This window comes from Metabacillus fastidiosus NBRC 101226 (assembly GCF_001591625.1).
In the GTDB taxonomy this organism is placed as follows: domain Bacteria; phylum Bacillota; class Bacilli; order Bacillales; family Bacillaceae; genus Metabacillus; species Metabacillus fastidiosus.
Genome location: NZ_BCVG01000002.1, coordinates 16,455 through 35,237, shown reverse-complemented (window position 1 = coordinate 35,237; position 18,783 = coordinate 16,455). Strand labels below are relative to the sequence as shown.

The window sequence follows — 18,783 nt, the reverse complement described above, 5'->3', positions numbered from 1 at the left end:
ATATAATGGGGATTTCGCTGATATAAATTAAGAAAGCACCGACATATCTAGAAAATGGCTAATATATAAACAAAAAGAACTGAAACGAGATCGTTTCAGTTCTTCAATAATTACATTACATTGAAGTATTTCGCATCAGGGTGTGCAACAACGATTGCTGTTACAGATGCTTCTGGTTCCATCATGCAGCCTTCGGTAAGGTGGATGCCGATATCTTCTGGTGTAATGAGTTTGAATAATTTTTCCTGGTCTTCAAGATCAGGACATGCAGGATAACCGAATGAGTATCGCTGACCTTGATACCTTGCTTGGAAGCGCTGATCCATTGTGAAATCCGGTGCATCAGGGAAGCCCCAGCGGTCACGGACAAGCTGATGCGTTCTTTCAGCAAGACCTTCAGCAAGTTCAAGCGCAAGTGCCTGAACAGCGTGACTCTTCAAGAACTCTCCATTTTCTTTAAATCCTTGTGCGAGTTCACGAATCTGACTTCCTGCCGTTACAGCAAACATAGAGATGTAATCGAGCTCGCCATCTTTTTTCGGACGTACATAGTCAGAAATACAACGGTATGGAAGTTTATTTTGTCTTGGAAATTCAAATGTTTCGATAATTTTTGACGTATTATCAGGATCAAGAATATGCAGTTTACGATCCTCACTGTAAGCAGGGAAAAACTGATAAACAGCCGCAGGGCTAAACCAATTGTTTGCTACACCATCTTGAATGAGTTCTTGAATTAATTCATAAAGCTCCATTGTTTTTGGATCTTTGTTTTTAATTAATTCTTTTATTTTTCCTTTTAAGCCGAGATGGTGACCAATCAGCATTTGCATATTAATATATGGGAAGATTTGTGGTAAATCAATATCCCTTATAATATGACGTTTCGTATCAGCCGGTGTAAAGATAGGTGATTCCTTTATATCACCGCGTTGTTTCAGCATTTCAACAACAGCCTCATTATGTGTTCCTTTTAATTCACGTTCAACTGTAGCAGCTACTTCTTTTTTCACAAACTGTTCAGGATTTGTTCTTAAGTCATTAGCAAGCGCAAGTCCGTCCATTGCGTCTTTTGCGTATAAAACCAGTCCGTCATATTCCGGTGAAATTTTATTGTTTGTGAATTTACGAGAAAGTGCCGCACCGCCGACAAGAATCGGAATATCAATTTTCGCTTCATGTAAATCCTGTGCTGTTATAACCATTTGCTGAGCGGATTTAACTAACAGCCCAGATAGACCGATAATATCCGGGTTTTCATCACGAACAGCTTGGATAAGTGTTTGAGGTGTTACTTTAATACCTAGATCTACAACATTGTAGCCATTATTACTTAAAATAATATCGACTAAGTTTTTCCCAATATCGTGAACATCACCTTTAACAGTTGCTAAAATGATTTTTCCTTTTCCACTGTCTGTTCCTTTTTCCATGAACTGTTCAAGGAAGGCAACAGATGCTTTCATTACTTCCGCACTTTGCAGAACTTCTGCAACGATTAACTGATTCGTATTGAAAAGGACCCCAACCTCAGCCATACCTGCCATTAATGGTCCATTAATGATATCAAGCGGACTCGGATATTTTTTCAGTGCTTTTTCTAAGTCAGGAATAAGGCCTTCTTTTGTACCATCAATAACGTATTGTGCAAGGCGCTCCTCGAGTGACATTGTGTTAACAGGTTTCTTTGCTTCTTTCTTTTTGCCGCGGTAGAAGTTCGTGAAATCAGCAAGTGTTTCATCTGTTGTTCTAAATAATAAGTCTTCTGCAAGCTTTATTTCCTCTTCAGGAATCGATGCGAAACGCTCAAGCTTTTCTGTATTAACGATCGCATAATCAAGTCCGGCTTGTGTACAGTGGTATAAATAAACAGCATTTAGAACTTCACGTCCAACAGGAGGGAGACCAAATGAAACGTTACTTACACCAAGAACTGTTAAACATTCTGGAAGATGCTCTTTTATAAGCTGGATACCGCGGACTGTTTCATTTGCTGAACCGATATACTGCTCATCACCTGTTCCTACCGGGAATACAAGAGGGTCGAAAATTAGGTCGCTGCCTTTTAAACCATATTTATTTACTAAAAGATCATATGAGCGTTTTGCAATTTCTAATTTCTTTTCTGCTGTTAAAGCCATTCCGACTTCATCAATTGTTCCTACTACGACTGCACCGCCGTATTGTTTAATTAAAGGAACGACAGCCTCGAAACGTTCTTCACCATCTTCTAAGTTAATAGAGTTAATAATTGCTTTACCTTGTGAATACTTAAGTGCACGCTCAATTACTTTTTCATCCGTTGAGTCGATAACGAGCGGAGCTTTTACTTTTTTCACAACTTCTTTAATGAAGTTTTCCATATCCTCTAGTTCATCACGGTCCGGGTCTGCAAGACAGACGTCAAGAACATGTGCACCACTCTTAATTTGAGCGCGGGCAACTTCAGCAGCTTCTTCATATTTTTGTTCAGCGATAAGTCGTTTGAATTTTCTTGAACCGATAACATTCGTTCTTTCACCTACGAATAAAGGACGCATTCCATCCTCATAAATAAGCGGTTCGATACCTGATACTGTATGACCCTGTGATGAACTTTCGATTTGACGAGGCTGAACAGTGGAAACAGCTTCACTTATTGCTTTAATATGTGCAGGTGTTGTTCCACAGCAGCCGCCGACGATGTTTAACCAGCCTTGTTCAGCAAAACCAACGAGCTTTTTCGCAAGTGATTCAGGTGATTCATGATAATTTCCCTCTTCATCAGGAAGACCTGCGTTTGGATAACAGCTGACAGCTGTTTCAGCAAGACCTGATAATGTACGAATATGGTCTGTCATGAATTCAGGGCCTGTTGCACAGTTTAAACCGACTGAAATTGGCTTCATATGTTCAAGTGAAATATAAAAAGCTTCGATATCCTGACCAGCTAATGTTGTTCCCATTGGTTCAATCGTTCCTGAGATCATAAGTGGAACTTCTTTGCCGACATTTTCAAATGCTTTTTTAATTCCGATAAAGCCGGCTTTTACGTTTAGCATATCCTGACTCGTTTCAAGTAAAAGGAGATCAACGCCGCCGAGTAATAAACCGCGAGCCTGTTCTTCATATGAATCGACTAATGCATCGAAAGTCGTTCCCCCTGTAACGGATAATGTTTTCGTCGTTGGTCCCATTGCACCAGCTACAAATCTTGGCTTTTCAGATGTAGAATATTTTTCCGCAGCTTTTTTTGCAATTTTGGCAGCTTCAATGTTAAGCTCTAGTGCTAAATGTCCAAGATCATATTCATCTAAAACGAGGCTAGTTGAACCGAATGTATTTGTTTCAATAATATCTGCATCATGTGCTAAATAAGCTTCATGGATTTTTAAAATTGTGTCCGGTGAAGTAATCGTTAAATATTCATTACAACCATCATATTCTTCACCGCCGAAATCATCTGCTGTAAGATTTTCTGCTTGAATCATTGTACCCATCGCACCGTCCAGTACGAGGATACGTTTTTTTAGTTCATCTTGTATGTTATACATGCGTGATCTTCCTTTCAGCAAGCTGCTTTTCTTTTTCGTGAATGTAGTTTGTTAATTCGACCGTTATATCATACTGAAGGAAAGGAGTAATTAAATAAATACCATTAAATAAATCGAATGCTGTATCAATTAATGATTTTGCAATCGCAATCCCTTCTTGGCGTGCTTTTTCTTTATCATTGCCCGCGAGAGCCATTTTCTCACGAATAGAATCAGAAAGTTTAATTCCAGGTATTTCATTATGAATGAACTCTGCGTTTCTGCTTGAAGTAAGAGGCATAATACCGATATAAATTGGTGCTTTTAAGTCTCTTGTCTCATTATAAACATCAACAATTTGCTCACTTGAATAAAGAGGCTGAGAGATAAAATAATCTGCGCCGCATTGGATTTTCTTCTCAAGACGAAGCACCGCTTTATCTAAATGGCGAACATTTGGGTTAAATGCAGCAGCAACAGAGAAATTAGTTTTTTCACCGAGTGATTTACCTGAATAGGAAACACCTTCATTAAATTGCTTAATTAAGCTGATTAAGTCGAATGATGATAAGTCATAAACAGACGTCGCACCAGGGAAGTCACCAATCTTTGACGGGTCACCTGTAATCGCTAAAACATCAGAAAGACCTAAAGCATGAAGACCCATTAAATGTGACTGCAAACCAATTAAGTTACGGTCACGGCATGTAATGTGGATTAGTGATCTTAGATTTGCTCTTTCTTTTGCAAGCATTCCAGCTGCCACATTGCCAACTCGCGGTGAAGCAAGAGAGTTGTCAGCAAGTGTTAATGCATCAATCCCGGCCTGCTGAAGAGCTTCAGCCCCTTGTAAAAACTTTTCCATTCCGTTCAGTTTTTTCGGCGGATCAAGTTCAACGATAACAGAATGTCTTTTTTGTACGATTTCTTCTAGAGGTGTATATTCAGCTTGTTTTGCACTTGAAACAGATACCGGACTTTTATGTGGTTTTACTTCTTTCTCTGTAACAGGACTTAGATTAGCAACAGCTGCAGCCATTGCTTTAATATGTGCAGGTGTCGTACCGCAGCACCCGCCAATTAAGCGGACACCTTGTTCTCTGAATTTCAGCGCGCTTTCTGCAAAGTATTTTTCATCAGATTTATAGACGAGCTCATCTTCTTCAAATGTAGGAAGGCTGCTGTTCGGATAAACAGATAAGTAAGCTTTCTCTAAAAGCGGTACATCTTCTAATGATTGAATCATATGATGAGGACCGAAATGACAGTTTAAACCGACAATGTCAGCACCTAGAGTCTCCAATGTTTTAAATCCGTCTGCAAGCGGTGTACCATCTTGTAAAACACCTGTGTCATGTAAGGAAACATTTGCGATAATTGGTTTGTCTGTTTCTTTTCTTGCAATTTGTAAAACAGTTTGAATTTCTTCAAAGTCATAAAATGTTTCTAAAATAAGTCCGTCAATATCTTCATTTAATAATATAAACAGCTGTTCGCGGAAATTACGTTTAATTTCATCAAGAGAATGTGCACTCTTTTTAAATGTACGCACACCGCCCATCGTTCCAATAACATATGTTGAATTTCCGGCTGCTTGCTTTGCTAATTCAACAGCTCTTTTATTAATCTGTCTAATATCATCTTCCAGTCCATATCGTGAAAGCTTGATAAAATTTGCTCCGTACGTATTTGTTTGAATAATATTTGCTCCAGCTTCAATATAAGATTTATGCACACGGAGAACATCTTCAGGCTTTGATAAGTTTAACTCTTCAAAACATCGATCAACGCCATGTGAGTAGAGCAAAGTTCCCATCGCACCATCAGCAATTAATATTTTCGTTTTTAATTCATCTAAAAAGCTCATCTGTAAAATCCTCCGATTCCGAAAATAATGAATGATGAAAAAATAATAAAACAATATATATCTATTAAAAAAAGCCTTCTATAAGAAGAAGACTTTGATAAACAACGCTTCTTCTCATCTCTCAAGCATGAATAGCTTTGCTGGAATTAGCACCTTGGCATTCTAATGAGAAGAGAAGGTATCTTCCTCATTTGACCGGTTGCTGAAGCGTCGTCGGGCCAGTCCCTCAGCTTCTCTAGATAAGAACAGTATATATTTACTTTAATTGTTTTAGAAAAGTATACTGTATTTAATTTATCTAATAATTCGCAAAAGATCAATAGAAAAGTGAAAAAAGGTAAATTTCAGTATTTATAATAGAGAAATATGTTGAAAAATGTAGAGTTTATATGAAAATATTAGAAAAAAACTAGAAACATAGTTAGATTGTACGGAAATTAGGAAAAATTATAAGAGCATTACATGCTAACTAAGTAAAATTTTACTATTATCATATATAAATAAGGAAAAGCAGTGGGATACACTGCTCTCGGAAATGATTATCTGTAATTAATAAATTGGACATCGACTGATAAATCAGCCTCACGAACTAAAGCGATAATTTGCTGGAGATCGTCCCGGTTTTTTCCGGTTACACGAACTTGGTCATCTTGAACTTGGCTTTTTACTTTAAGGCCGCTGTTTTTAATAAGCGTGTTTATTTTCTTCGCATTATCTTTATCAATTCCGGATACGAGTGTTGCTCTTTGTCTCACTGTGCCGCCGGAAGCGCCTTCGATTTTCCCGTAAGAAAGATTTTTAATTGGAACATTTCTTTTAATTAATTTTGAAAGAAGTACGTCTTTTAACTGTTCAAGTTTATATTCGTCATCTGAAACGAGAACAAGTTCTTCTTTTTCTAAAGTGATACTACTTTTACTCCCTTTAAAATCATAACGTGTGCTAATCTCCTTCATTGCGATGGCAATCGCATTTGTTACCTCAGGAAATTCTACTTTTGATACGATATCAAATGAACTGTCTTTAGCCATAAATAACCCTCCTATGTATATACAGCTAGTTGATGTAAGCTGTTTTTTAATGAAATAATCTTGTTCAATTTAGATCAGAATTTAAGCCTATTTATTCTATACAAATTATAGTAAATTTAGAGCGTGATCACAACTTTTTAAGGATATGCAGTTTTACACCAAATATTAACTTTTTTAGAGGGGAGGATACTGACTATGGATAGAGAGCTGTTTAATTGAATGATAAAATTGCATATTACAGCTTATACATAGTAATGTATAGTAGCATATTAATCATAACGATATGATTAAACTATAGTAAAATAAAAGCATAGTGACAGTTTTTATACAGCGAATTGAAAAGGCAGGTAATGAATGATGAAACCAGGTACGTTTGAAACACTTAGGGTTGATGAACAAGTAGATTATGGTTATTTTTTAACAGATGGTGAAAAGAGAGTTCTTTTACATAACAATGAAGTAACAGAAGAAATACAGGTAGGGGATGAGATCGAAGTCTTCTTCTTAGTAGATTCGACAGACAGGCTTAGTGCAACGATGAAAAAGCCGTTTATTACAGAAGGAGAATACGGCTGGACTGATGTTGTTGACGTGCGCGATGAGTACGGTGCTTTTATTAATATTGGATTAGCTAAAGATGCACTCGTTGGGAAAGATAATTTGCCTTTTTTAAGGGAAGTATGGCCTGAACCGGGGGACAAATTATATTGTACATTAAAAGTAACGAATAATGGCCGCTTCTTTGTAAGGCTTGCAACAGAAGAAATTATAAAGCCGCTCCTTAAAAATGCGGATCGTGAATTATTTAATAAAGAAATTTCCGGCACTGTTTATCGAATGATCGTCGCTGGTTCATTTATTATAACGGATGAAGGGTATAAAGGATTCATTCATTCTACACAAAGAACGAGGGAGCCGCGTCTTGGTGAACGTGTAACGGGTCGGGTCATTGATGTGAAAGAGGACGGAACAGTTAACATATCACTTCTTCCAAGAAAGCATGAAGCATTAAGTGATGATGCAGAAAAGATTTTTGCTTATATGAAAGAGCGCGGTGGAGCAATGCCTTATTCTGATAAAAGTGATGCTGAGGATATAAAGGAAAGATTTTCTTTAAGCAAGGGTGCTTTTAAACGAGCAATCGGCCATTTAATGAAGGCTGGGAAAGTATATCAGGAAGGTGGATGGACATACGAGAAGAAAGAAGAGGACGTGCCAAAAGGATAAAAAGCAACCCTTTTGGCACGTCCTGCTGAAAGGCCCTGTTATGGAAATCCAGTAAAATCAAGGATTTCACGACAGGGCCTTTCAGCTTTTAAAACTTCTCCCAGCTTAACAGGCAGTAAGATCTCGCTTCAAAGTTCCAGCAATTTAAAGGAAGTTAAGTGGAAGATCCAACTTTCCGCAAAGATCCGATTCCTTTAACTAACTTTCAGTGGGGTATGAGAAAAACCCCCCAATAAAGGAAGTTTCACTTTATGGGGGGATCGTATAGTCTCTTTATAGATGATCTGTCTTCTTAGAGTATTGTCTTTCTCCGCGCTGACGGTTTTTTTCACGCATCATATTTTTTTCATGACGTTTGGCATTGTTATCTTTTGCTTTTTTATCATTATCACTTGTATGTGGCATTCATATGACTCCTTTCAGAATAAAAGTCAGTCATATGATGTCCTTTATGATCTGTTACTATGCTTCATTATTAAGGAAGAAGATCGCAATTGTTCCAGGACCAGAATGTGCTCCGATTGTTGCCCCGATCATATTAACAATAATTTCTTTAGGAGAAAATTCGTCTTCTATCATCTTCTTTATTTCAAGTGCTGCTTCTTCATCGTCTCCATGGCTGATGGCGATTGTTTGCTTATCTAAAGCCTCTCCACGTTCTTTCATTAACTCAATAATTCGACGAAAAAGCTTTTTGCGGCCTCTTATTTTTTCAAGCGGGACAAGCTGTCCGTCTTCTACATGGAGCAGTGGTTTTATACTTAGAAGTCCGCCGACAAATGCGGAAGCTTTGCTGATTCTTCCCCCGCGTGCTAAATAATCTAAGTTATCAACAGTGAAAAGATGTTCTACTTTTGTACAGTAGCTTGCTAATGTTTCCTCCAGTTCAGTGACTGTCTTTCCTTCAGCTGCCAGCTTTACAGCATGTTTTACAGCAAGACCATGACCGAGTGAAGCACATTTTGAATCAATAATGGCTATTTGAAAATTAGGATATTGTTCTAACACTTCATTTTTTATCATAACTGCTGTTTGATATGTACCTGAGAGACGGGATGAAAAGGCAATATATACACATGGAATATTTTTTTCTGCGAAACGTGTAAAAAGTTCTTTAAAATGATTTGGTGATGCCTGTGACGTTTTTGCAACTTCACCTTCCCGCATTGCATCAAAAACTGTTTTTGGCTGAATTTCAATTAAATCCTCATATTCATTTTCTTTCAGCTGAACATGTAATGGAATAAAGGAAACGGAATTTTCATTATAATATTCTAATGGTAAGTCACAGCCGCTGTCTGCAATGATTTGAACGTTCATTTGAACACCTCATTTCTCATGCTTTTTAAGTATTAGCTTCTATTATACAATATTAGGCAATAGTGAAAAAGCTTTAATCTTTTTACTCATGAGAGGAAAGGATGAGAAATATTGCGAATAATTAGCTGTGTTATTACCATCTTTCTATTAATTGGCTGTGGACAAACCGGAGGAGAAGAAAAGATGCATTTAACTATTGATGTGAAAGAAAGAGACGAACAGGCTGAATTTATTATTACATTAGTAAATGGGACAGAACAGAGTGCACAATTTGAATTTCGGTCAGCACAGAAATATGACATCATTATTAGAAATTCAGATGGAAAAGAGATATATAAATATTCGAGGGAACGAATGTTTATACAGATGATTGAATATTTAGAAGTTGACTCGACTAAGAAAAAAACCTGGAGAGAGCAGTGGGATTATAAAGATAATAATGGAAATAGAGTGGAGAAGGGAACATATGAAGTAGAAATTATCTTTTTAGGGAAGTCTGAACATATAGAACATTTGAGGCAAAAGGGAAAGATTAATATACCTTAGTGATAGAGTCCCCAAAAAAACAGTTTTGGGGACTGACTATTATTAAGAAATAGAATCAATTGTACTTTGAAGTTCTCTTAGTTGCCGTTTTTCGGCTTCTGTTGTATTTGCGTATGCAGATACTAAAGCATTTTTAGCTTTAGTAATTGCATCATCTTTATTGCCGTCTAATGTTCCGTTTGCAATTTGTTCAGCATTTAGAACATATTCGCGCGCTTCCTGGAATAAACGATTACCCATTTTTTAGACCTCACTCAAAGTGGAATCTGTTGTATTCATTGCTCTTTTCTCTGCCTCAGACATTGTGCTTCGATAAGGGAACCTTTCAGCGTGTTTAGTAACAGTATCTTTGCCTTGTTGAACAAAACGTTTTGATTTGTTACGTTTACCCATAAAAAAACGCCCCCTTTTCTAATTGACGCTTTTATTTACGTCTCTTATATTGTGTGCAGCTATTTTGAAAATATAGTCGGAAAAAATTGCTGAAAATAGTAAATAAAAAAGCTTAGCATATGCTAAGCGTGGGTATGTATATAAAAAGATAAATATTATAAATCCAATGTTTTCTTTAAATAAAGAGCAACGCCATTTTCTTCATTCGTTCTCGTTTCTTTATTTGCAACTGCTTTTAATTTATCAATTGCATTACCCATTGCAACACCGTGTCCGGCATATTCCAGCATTTCTAAATCATTATCTTCATCACCAAAAGCGATTACTCTTTCTTGGGGGATATCAAAATGTGCTGCGATTTTATCCAGACCGACAGCTTTATTAATTCCGGCTTTAATAATCTCAATCACATGCCAAGGGGCACCCCAGCGGCGATGATCAACGACTTCGGCATGGACTTCTGATAAGTAATGTCTAATTTTTTCAACTTCTGTTTCTTTTGAATGGATGAGAATACTTGTTACATTATCACCTAAATTTTCCCGTAAGTCTCCGACTGTTACGTTTGGGTCTCCCATACTAAATACATCTAATAATTTTTCATCATGATAATGAAAATACACATCATCAATTATTTCTGCCAGCATATTATGGATGTTATGCTTTTCAGCAACTTCAATAATATCTTTAACAGTATTAAGCTCAAGTGTCTTATGATGGATTCCCCAAGCTGTGTCCTTTGGATGATGTACATATGCACCATTGAAGTTTACGATCGGTGTGTTCAGCGCCAGCTCATTATAGTAAAGTGAACTTGATCTGTAAGGTCTTCCGGTTGCAATACAAACGATGTGACCTTCTGCTCTTGCTCTTTGAATAACTGTTTTTGATAAATCAGAAATCGTTTTATCATCTTTTAAAAGTGTTCCATCTAAATCAAGTGCAATTAAATAAGGTTTCATCACATTCTCCCCTTTAGATGTATTGATAATGAAAAAATCATCCAATCTAAGTGTATCTTTTTTCAAAGTTAGTTGTCTACATGTTACACTTGTTTTAAGAAAGAAATAAGAAGGTGAATCAGACGTGATCAACATAGAAGCACAGCATATTAGTGGAATCCCGCTCTTACATATTGTGAGAAACGAACTGGCAAGTGAAAAAACACCTCTTGTTATTTTTATTCACGGGTTTATGAGTGCTAAGGAGAATAACCTTCATTATGCTTATTTGCTGGCGGAAAAGGGAATGCGTGTTGTTTTACCTGAAGCAGCCTATCATGGTGAGAGGAATACTGGTTATTCAAACCATGAGTTAAGTATGAAATTTTGGCAAATTATTATTAATGAGATTCATGAATTAAAAATAGTGAAAGATCATTACGAACAGCTGGGGTTAGTCGATAAAAATCGAATTGGTGTTGCTGGTACATCTATGGGTGGAATTACGACATTTGGTGCATTAACCCAGTACGATTGGATTAAAGCAGCTGTCAGTTTAATGGGCAATCCAAAATACAGTACTTATTTAGAAGCACAAATAAAAGAGCTGAGGAATAAAGGGATTGAAATTCCTCTTACCGACCAGGAGTTAAAAGAACAGATGGATATATTGCAGAAATATGATTTAAGTATGCAAAAGGACGTTCTTAATGGAAGGCCGCTTTTAATTTGGCATGGGATGAAGGACAATGTTGTCCCCTTTGTACAAACGTATGACTTCTATAAAGAAATCATGCCAATGTATGAGCATACACCTGAGAAGCTGTGTTTTATCGCAGATAAGAAGGCAGATCATAAAGTATCAAGAGAAGGAATTCACGCAACAGTTGACTGGTTTACAAAAAATTTATAAATAAGGAGAGATTTTTTATGGATGAAACTTTAAAAGATAATATTTATGGTGCATTAGAGACAGTTATTGATCCGGAACTTGGAGTTGATATCGTTAATCTTGGTTTAGTATATGATGTGGAAATGGATGAAGAAGGATTAACAAAAATCACGATGACATTAACATCAATGGGATGTCCGCTTGCAGGGGTTATCGTTCAGAAAGTGAAAAATGCATTAGCTGATATCCCCGAAGTGAAAGAAGTAGAAGTAGACATTGTGTGGAACCCGCCTTGGAACAGACATAATATGTCACGAATTGCTAAAATTGCACTAGGTATTCAATAAGCCGCGTATTAATATTCATGGGAAGTTGGCTTTGGCAACTTCCCATTTTAATTTAGTCATTAAGTATCCTGTTTTTTATATGGAAAAATTATTTAAGAAATATTATTTATACACTTGATTTTATTTTTATACATATTTATAATGAGAAATAATTTAAAAAAATAATTTATATAAGAGAAGGTGATTCGGTGAAAGTCGGAATTATCGGTGCAACCGGATATGGCGGTGCCGAATTATATCGTATTTTATTAAACCATCCAAAAGTAGAAAATTGTATACTATATTCATCTTCAGAGGCTAATACCTTATATACTGATTCTTTTCCACATTTAAGTGAGATTAGTAATCATGTTTTACAGGGGATAGATATTGAAGAAATAAAGAAAAATATAGATGTTCTATTTCTTGCAACACCAGCGGGCGTGTCTGCGGAAATTACACCGAAATTAATTAATTCAAATGTGAAAATTATTGATCTCTCTGGAGATTTACGTATAAAAAATCGTGCTGATTATGAAAAATGGTATAAACGGGAAGCGGTTGAACAGCCAGTTCTAGATGAAGCTATTTACGGCTTGCCGGAGCTTAATCGCGAAGAAATTAAAAAAGCAAAATTGATAGCAAATCCCGGTTGTTTCCCAACAGCAACAATACTTGGTTTAGCACCGATCGTACAAGGGAACATTATAAAGGAAAGTTCGATCATTGTTGATGCGAAATCAGGTGTTTCTGGAGCGGGAAGAGGCTCATCACGGGCAACAAGTTATTCAGAAATTAATGAAAATATGAAAATATATAAAGTTCATGAACATCAGCATGTGCCGGAAATTGAGCAGGCATTGAAAAGATTAAATGAGAGTGTGGAAGCTATTTCATTCAGCACACATCTTATTCCGATGACAAGAGGCATTATGTCAACGATTTATGCTGATTTAAAGCGAGATATAACAGATGAAGAGCTGCATGAATTTTATAAACAATTTTATAAAGAGTCACCTTTCGTACGGGTTCGTCCTTTAAATCAATATCCAGCAACGAAAGAAGTATACGGTTCTAATTTTTGTGATATTGCAGTAAAGGTTGATGAAAGAACGAAAAGAGTAACGATTGTCTCAGTTATCGACAATTTAATGAAAGGTGCTGCCGGTCAGGCGGTCCAGAATTTTAATATTATAAATGGATTTGAAGAAAATACGGGATTATATTTAGCGCCGTTATTTCCATAAGTGACTATTTTGGGGGAGATTGAAGTGTTAGAAACAAAAGAACCAAAGGTGAAAAAAATCAGTAACGGAACAGTAGTTACGCCGAAAGGATTTTCTGCTGACGGTGTTCATGCAGGTTTAAGACATGCAAAAAAGGATATTGGGATCGTATTAAGTGAAGTACCTGCTAACAGTGCGGCAGTTTACACAAAAAGTCATTTTCAAGCGCCCCCATTAAAAGTCACACAGGAAAGCATCGCTAAAGATGGATTATTACAGGCAATCATCGTTAATAGTGCAATAGCAAATGCTTGTACAGGGGAACAAGGGTTAAAAGATGCATATGAAATGAGAGCAAGCTGTGCAAAGAAGTTCAATTTAAAAGATGAACATGTTGCAGTAGCATCAACAGGTGTCATTGGTGAATACTTAAAAATGGATAAAATCAATAAAGGTATTTCTGAACTTAATCCGACAGCAGATGAAAGCGGAGCAGAAGCATTTCAAACGGCAATTTTAACAACAGATCTTGTGATGAAAACATCATGCTATGAAGTTGAGATTGATGGTAAGAAAGTTGTTATCGGAGGAACTTCAAAAGGGTCAGGAATGATTCACCCGAATATGGCTACAATGCTTGCATTCGTAACGACGGACGCTAAAATCTCAAGCAGCGCTTTGCATAAAGCATTAAGAGAAATTACAGATGTATCATTTAATCAAATAACAGTTGATGGAGAAACATCTACAAATGATATGGTCGTTGTGATGGCAAACGGCTTAGCAGAAAACAATGAACTTACTGAAACACATCCACAATGGAGTCACTTTGCACAAGCACTTCAAATAGTATGTGAAGAGTTAGCGAAACAAATTGCAAAAGACGGTGAAGGTGCCACAAAACTGATTGAAGTAGAAGTAAAAGGTGCCAAGTCAAAAGAAGATGCAAATATTGCCGCGAAGAAAATTGTTGGCTCAAGTTTAGTAAAAACAGCTGTTTACGGAGCTGACGCAAACTGGGGAAGAATTATTGGAGCAGTCGGTCATAGCGATGTATCAGTAAACCCTGATAAAATTGAAATATACTTAGAAGATATTTGCATGTTTACAAAGAACAGTCCACAGCCTTTTGATGAAGAAGCTGCAAAAAAATGCCTTGAAAATGATAAAGTGAGAATCACTGTTAATTTAGGGATTGGTGAAGCAAGCGGCAGAGCTTGGGGTTGTGATTTAACATACGATTATATAAAAATAAATGCGAGCTACAGAACATAGGGAGATTTTAAAATGGGAAAAACGGTTGTCTTAAAATGCGGAGGAAGTATCATACATGAACTATCGAAACAGTTTTTCGATAGTTTAAAACAATTAATCGAGAATAAATGGCAAGTAGTCATCGTCCATGGCGGCGGTCCGGATATTACGAAAATGCTGACAGAGCTTCAGATCCAAACAGAATTTCATAACGGACAGAGAAAGACTACACCAGAAGTATTAGATGTTGTTGAGATGGTTTTATCTGGGAAAATTAATAAACATCTAACAAATCTTTTACAGCAAAATGGACTAAATGCACTTGGTATTTCGGGAACTGATTCGATTATAACAGCTGACTATTTAAATAAAGAAGCATTGGGATTAGTAGGAAGCGTAACGAATGTAGAAACGAATTTAATCCATTTATTATTAGAAAACGGTTATTTACCAGTTGTTACACCTTTAGCAAAAACGGATAATCATGAAACATTGAATGTGAATGCTGATTTAGCTGCTGCCGCAATTGCAAACGCAATCGGTGCAGAAAAATTATTATTTGTTACAGATGTCCCAGGTATTTTAGATAATGATAAAAATGTTATTACTAGTACAACACCTGAAAAGATTAATGAATTAATTGAGAATGGAACAATTACGGGTGGAATGATTCCAAAAGTAGAATCAGCGATTTCAACGCTTTCAGATAAATGCCAGGAAGTAATGATCGTTAGCGGAACACAGGCATTTGTAGAAAAGGAACAATTCTTAGGAACAAAAATTTACAATGAAAAGGAGGTAATGACATTATGAGTTACTTATTCCCAACATATGCAAGATGGAATTTCACTGTAAAAGAGGCAGAAGGTGCCTGGTTAATTGATGAAAACGATGATAAATACCTTGATTTCATTTCAGGTATTGCTGTTTGTAATTTAGGGCATGTCGATGAAGATGTAAAAAATGCTGTAGAAGAGCAGCTGCAAAAAGTATGGCATACATCTAATCTTTTTAAAGTGCCGCTTCAAGAGGAAGTAGCAAAACGTCTCGTTGAAAACAGTGATGGGGATGCAGTATTCTTTTGTAACAGTGGAGCAGAAGCGAATGAAGCTGCAATTAAGCTCGCGAGAAAGCATACAGGAAAATCAAAAATCGTAACGTTTAAACAATCATTCCATGGAAGAACATTTGCAACAATGTCAGCAACAGGACAAGAAAAAATTCAAATCGGCTTTGGTCCACTTTTACAAACGTTCGAATATTTGCCTTATAATGATACGGCAGCCCTCGAGCAATTAGAAGGTGAAGAAGTTGCGGCAATTATGCTGGAAGTCGTCCAGGGAGAAGGCGGAGTTATTCCCGCACATAAGGATTTTCTTCAAAAAGTTGCTGAAACATGTAAGAAGCTGAATGCACTTCTTATTATTGATGAAATACAAACAGGAATTGGCCGGACTGGTAAGCCATTTGGTTATCAGCATTACGGTATTTCACCAGATATTATTACGTCAGCAAAAGGACTTGGAAACGGAATTCCTGTCGGGGCGATGATCGGTAAAAAAGAATTGATTGAATCGTTCCAGCCGGGAAGCCACGGCTCTACATTTGGTGGAAACTTCATCGCAATGGCTTCAGCAAATGCGACACTTAAGAAAATTATGGATCCGTCATTTTTACAAGCTGTTGAAGAAAAAGGAAAGAGTCTTGTTCAAAAGCTGGAAGATGCTTTATATGGACATGAACTTGTAAAGGAAATAAGAGGAAAAGGACTTTTAATCGGAATTGAATGTAGTGAACAAGTGACAGATCTTATCAATACAGCTAGAGAAAATAAACTGCTTGTTTTACCTGCGGGTCCTAATGTTATTCGATTACTGCCGCCTCTAAATGTGACAGAGGAAGAAATGGACACGGCTGTTGCTATTTTAAAAGAAACATTTTCAACATATAAAAAGTGAACATTTTTATATATTGATGCATAAAAATACTAAAAGATATATAATTATACTATTAACTGGAACGAAAATAATCGAAAGGAAGTGGTTTTTAAATGGGTGGAGTTATGACAAAGCAGAAAAAAGATTTCTTGAACTTATTAGATTACACTGGAGAAGAAATTTTAGAACTCATTAATGAAGCAATTGAATTAGAGAAAAATCCAATTCAAAACGTACTTGCTGGAAAAACATTAGCGATGATTTTTGAGAAGTCTTCAACTAGAACAAGAGTATCTTTTGAAACAGGAATGTATCAATTAGGCGGAAATGCACTCTATTTAAATAGCCAGGATACGCAAATTGGCAGAGGAGAACCGATTGAGGATACGGCAAAGGTTCTTTCAGGCTATGTTGATGGTATCATGATCCGTACATTTGAACATTCAAAAGTGGAAGAACTTGCGAAGCATGCAAGCATTCCAGTTATTAATGGATTAACTGACTTTTCTCATCCATGCCAGGCTCTTGCAGATTTAAAAACCATTTTAGATTTAAAGGGAAAATTCAAAGGCCTTAAAACAACTTATTTAGGTGACGGTAACAATGTTGCCCATTCATTAATGATCGGTTGTGCGAAGGTTGGAATGGATTTTGCAATCGGTTGTCCGAAAGGATATGAGCCTGATAGTGAAGTTGTAGAAAAAGCAAAGGCAATCGGCGCTGAAACTGGTGCAACGATTACAGTTACAAATGATCCAACAATCGCAGTATTGAATGCGGATATCATTTATACAGATGTATGGGCAAGCATGGGGCAGGAAAGTGAGCAAAAAGAAAGAGAACTTGCATTTGCAGATTTCCAAGTTAATTCAAAATTAACAGCCTATGCAAAGGAAGATTATCATTTCCTACATTGTCTTCCAGCGCATCGTGAGGAAGAAGTAACAGCAGAAATTATTGACGGCCCACATTCAGCTGTATTCCCGCAAGCGCATAATCGCCTGCATGTCCAAAAAGCATTATTGAAAAAATTATTAGCATAAAAGAATAGGTATAGCGAAATGACGGAACCATTAGAGGTTTCGTCATTTTTTATATTAAAATAAAAAAGCCTAGATATTTCTAGACTTTTTCACTGTTCTTCAAGTGAAAATTAATACAACTGCCCCGACAATGAAGCAGTACATAGAAAAATAAACTAAATTTCCTTTTTCCATAATGCTCATAAACGATTTTAATGAGAAGTAGGAAGCGATGAGTGAAGCAAAGAAAGCGGCTGTATAAGATAAAATAAGTTCAGTTATTCTTGGATCATTTAAAAGGTCAGATATACTTAAAATCAAGCCGCTAAAGCTAACATGAGGAAAGAAAATTTTAATGTGGTTTCCTGCTTCATTCCGAGCGATATTGCCGCAACAATTGCAGCACCTGGCCATGCCGGGAATTAATGCAACAGTTTGTGCAAGGTTAATAATGATCGCATCTTTTACGGTTACATCCCATTATTTTTTGGCCTCGTAAATTACGGATAAACCAAAGTGTGAATTCGGTAATAACTATATGTGACAGCTACAGGCTCTACTCCTTATTTGAATACACTGGTGTGTCTTCAAATAAAGCACTGATAACTCCAGCAGGAATAGTAGCAATGTAAATGTTCGATCATTCATGAAAATTTAAGAGCTTGGAAATACTACAAACGATTGATTGAATGATTATTTAGGAGGGATTATTATGGGTCAGCAACATCGCTTTCGTCCTGGTCAAAAAGCACCGAATAACGGAATTTATGTTGAAGTAGGTGAGACCGGTGACAATGTAACTAAACCGAGACAAATTCGTTTAAAAGCGGGAGATCAGTTCCCCGAGGCAGCAAACCATAATAGACAATGGACATATAAGCGTAAACCATAAAAATGAAAAAAGTGTTATATTTGTAAAAAACCCTACTTTCTTGAAGTAGGGTTTTTAGATTTAAAGAAAGTGTAATCATTTTTTTCATATAACTTAAATACGAAAGTTTTTTACCATTTCTTAATGTTGCTCACCAGAGTGTTCCTTCACTGGAATAACCTCTGCGATAATGAAAATAAGAACAGTTACAATGACAGAGAGTACTGTTGCTATTTTAAAATCATATACACCGCCAGACATTGAAGAAACAACGTACGCCATCATTTGAACTAATAAAAAGGACCAAAAAAACGTCATAAAAAAACGCAATATAACTCACCTCTATTTCTAGACAATTCTCATTTTATTCTATCATATTATTGTTAAACAAAAAAATAATTTTATGCTTCATATGTGA

Annotated in this window: 20 protein-coding genes and 1 riboswitch; of the genes, 10 read left to right on the top strand and 10 right to left on the bottom strand. The window is 36.5% G+C overall.

The window, feature by feature from the left end:
• Positions 1–110 precede the first annotated feature (110 nt).
• From metH to BFA01S_RS00720, 3 genes are all read right to left on the bottom strand, one after another.
• Complete coding sequence (gene metH, locus BFA01S_RS00730; RefSeq protein WP_066224603.1) at positions 111–3,533, bottom strand: methionine synthase; 3,423 nt, start codon at positions 3,531–3,533, stop codon at positions 111–113.
• Positions 3,526–5,379: a bifunctional homocysteine S-methyltransferase/methylenetetrahydrofolate reductase gene (locus BFA01S_RS00725; protein ID WP_066224601.1), complete on the bottom strand. Its 1,854-nt coding sequence runs from the start codon at positions 5,377–5,379 to the stop codon at positions 3,526–3,528. Before BFA01S_RS00725 ends, metH begins: the two co-directional genes overlap by 8 nt.
• 111 nt (positions 5,380–5,490) lie before the next feature.
• Positions 5,491–5,625, bottom strand: a riboswitch (SAM riboswitch).
• A gap of 293 nt (positions 5,626–5,918) precedes the next feature.
• The gene (locus BFA01S_RS00720; RefSeq protein WP_066224598.1) at positions 5,919–6,410 is read right to left on the bottom strand and encodes a YajQ family cyclic di-GMP-binding protein; all 492 of its coding nucleotides are present in this window, start codon (positions 6,408–6,410) and stop codon (positions 5,919–5,921) included.
• A gap of 357 nt (positions 6,411–6,767) precedes the next feature.
• Here BFA01S_RS00720 and BFA01S_RS00715 point away from each other — a divergent pair, with 357 nt between their 5' ends.
• Positions 6,768–7,637 (top strand): CvfB family protein, encoded by an 870-nt coding sequence (locus BFA01S_RS00715; protein ID WP_066224838.1) that lies wholly within the window; start codon positions 6,768–6,770, stop codon positions 7,635–7,637.
• Positions 7,638–7,910: 273 nt separating this feature from the next.
• Here the strand turns inward: BFA01S_RS00715 and BFA01S_RS21640 are convergent, their stop codons facing one another.
• Both BFA01S_RS21640 and BFA01S_RS00710 read right to left on the bottom strand, forming a co-directional pair.
• Positions 7,911–8,042, bottom strand: a complete 132-nt coding sequence (locus BFA01S_RS21640; RefSeq protein WP_082799792.1) for a DUF3941 domain-containing protein — start codon at positions 8,040–8,042, stop codon at positions 7,911–7,913.
• Between the two features lie 57 nt (positions 8,043–8,099).
• Positions 8,100–8,957 (bottom strand): DegV family protein, encoded by an 858-nt coding sequence (locus tag BFA01S_RS00710; RefSeq protein ID WP_066224596.1) that lies wholly within the window; start codon positions 8,955–8,957, stop codon positions 8,100–8,102.
• A gap of 111 nt (positions 8,958–9,068) precedes the next feature.
• Here BFA01S_RS00710 and BFA01S_RS00705 point away from each other — a divergent pair, with 111 nt between their 5' ends.
• Positions 9,069–9,503 carry a BsuPI-related putative proteinase inhibitor gene (locus tag BFA01S_RS00705; protein WP_156483493.1) on the top strand — a complete coding sequence of 145 codons (435 nt, stop codon included), beginning with the start codon at positions 9,069–9,071 and terminating at the stop codon, positions 9,501–9,503.
• A gap of 42 nt (positions 9,504–9,545) precedes the next feature.
• Here the strand turns inward: BFA01S_RS00705 and BFA01S_RS00700 are convergent, their stop codons facing one another.
• From BFA01S_RS00700 to BFA01S_RS00695, 3 genes are all read right to left on the bottom strand, one after another.
• Positions 9,546–9,743 (bottom strand): DUF3813 domain-containing protein, encoded by a 198-nt coding sequence (locus BFA01S_RS00700; protein WP_066224589.1) that lies wholly within the window; start codon positions 9,741–9,743, stop codon positions 9,546–9,548.
• A gap of 3 nt (positions 9,744–9,746) precedes the next feature.
• The gene (locus tag BFA01S_RS22705; RefSeq protein WP_169800414.1) at positions 9,747–9,896 is read right to left on the bottom strand and encodes a hypothetical protein; all 150 of its coding nucleotides are present in this window, start codon (positions 9,894–9,896) and stop codon (positions 9,747–9,749) included.
• A gap of 155 nt (positions 9,897–10,051) precedes the next feature.
• The gene (locus tag BFA01S_RS00695) at positions 10,052–10,858 is read right to left on the bottom strand and encodes a Cof-type HAD-IIB family hydrolase (RefSeq protein WP_066224586.1); all 807 of its coding nucleotides are present in this window, start codon (positions 10,856–10,858) and stop codon (positions 10,052–10,054) included.
• Between the two features lie 124 nt (positions 10,859–10,982).
• On the opposite strand from BFA01S_RS00695, the gene BFA01S_RS00690 reads away from it, so the two are divergent.
• The 7 genes from BFA01S_RS00690 (at position 10,983) to argF (ending at position 17,515) form a co-directional block, all read left to right on the top strand.
• On the top strand, positions 10,983–11,750 hold the full coding sequence (locus tag BFA01S_RS00690) for a prolyl oligopeptidase family serine peptidase (RefSeq protein WP_066224582.1): 768 nt from the start codon (positions 10,983–10,985) through the stop codon (positions 11,748–11,750).
• Between the two features lie 17 nt (positions 11,751–11,767).
• Positions 11,768–12,076, top strand: coding sequence for a metal-sulfur cluster assembly factor (locus BFA01S_RS00685; protein ID WP_066224579.1), 309 nt, complete (start codon positions 11,768–11,770; stop codon positions 12,074–12,076).
• A 188-nt stretch (positions 12,077–12,264) separates the two neighbouring features.
• On the top strand, positions 12,265–13,302 hold the full coding sequence (gene argC, locus BFA01S_RS00680) for an N-acetyl-gamma-glutamyl-phosphate reductase (RefSeq protein ID WP_066224575.1): 1,038 nt from the start codon (positions 12,265–12,267) through the stop codon (positions 13,300–13,302).
• A 24-nt stretch (positions 13,303–13,326) separates the two neighbouring features.
• Positions 13,327–14,556, top strand: coding sequence for a bifunctional ornithine acetyltransferase/N-acetylglutamate synthase (gene argJ, locus BFA01S_RS00675; protein ID WP_156483492.1), 1,230 nt, complete (start codon positions 13,327–13,329; stop codon positions 14,554–14,556).
• Between the two features lie 12 nt (positions 14,557–14,568).
• The gene (gene argB / locus BFA01S_RS00670) at positions 14,569–15,348 is read left to right on the top strand and encodes an acetylglutamate kinase (RefSeq protein WP_066224573.1); all 780 of its coding nucleotides are present in this window, start codon (positions 14,569–14,571) and stop codon (positions 15,346–15,348) included.
• Positions 15,345–16,493 (top strand): acetylornithine transaminase, encoded by a 1,149-nt coding sequence (argD, locus tag BFA01S_RS00665; protein WP_066224570.1) that lies wholly within the window; start codon positions 15,345–15,347, stop codon positions 16,491–16,493. Before argB ends, argD begins: the two co-directional genes overlap by 4 nt.
• Positions 16,494–16,585: 92 nt before the next feature.
• Positions 16,586–17,515: an ornithine carbamoyltransferase gene (gene argF / locus BFA01S_RS00660; protein WP_066224567.1), complete on the top strand. Its 930-nt coding sequence runs from the start codon at positions 16,586–16,588 to the stop codon at positions 17,513–17,515.
• 99 nt (positions 17,516–17,614) lie between these two features.
• Here argF and BFA01S_RS21635 read toward each other — a convergent pair whose 3' ends face one another.
• Positions 17,615–17,917 carry a hypothetical protein gene (locus BFA01S_RS21635; RefSeq protein WP_235842932.1) on the bottom strand — a complete coding sequence of 101 codons (303 nt, stop codon included), beginning with the start codon at positions 17,915–17,917 and terminating at the stop codon, positions 17,615–17,617.
• Between the two features lie 289 nt (positions 17,918–18,206).
• Between BFA01S_RS21635 and BFA01S_RS00655 the strand changes: the two genes are divergently transcribed.
• Positions 18,207–18,386 carry a YjzC family protein gene (locus BFA01S_RS00655; protein ID WP_066224564.1) on the top strand — a complete coding sequence of 60 codons (180 nt, stop codon included), beginning with the start codon at positions 18,207–18,209 and terminating at the stop codon, positions 18,384–18,386.
• A 120-nt stretch (positions 18,387–18,506) separates the two neighbouring features.
• On the opposite strand, the gene BFA01S_RS00650 is transcribed toward BFA01S_RS00655, so the two are convergent.
• A complete protein-coding gene (locus BFA01S_RS00650; RefSeq protein WP_066224561.1) occupies positions 18,507–18,695 on the bottom strand; it encodes a YjzD family protein in 189 nt (62 codons plus the stop codon).
• Positions 18,696–18,783 lie beyond the last annotated feature (88 nt).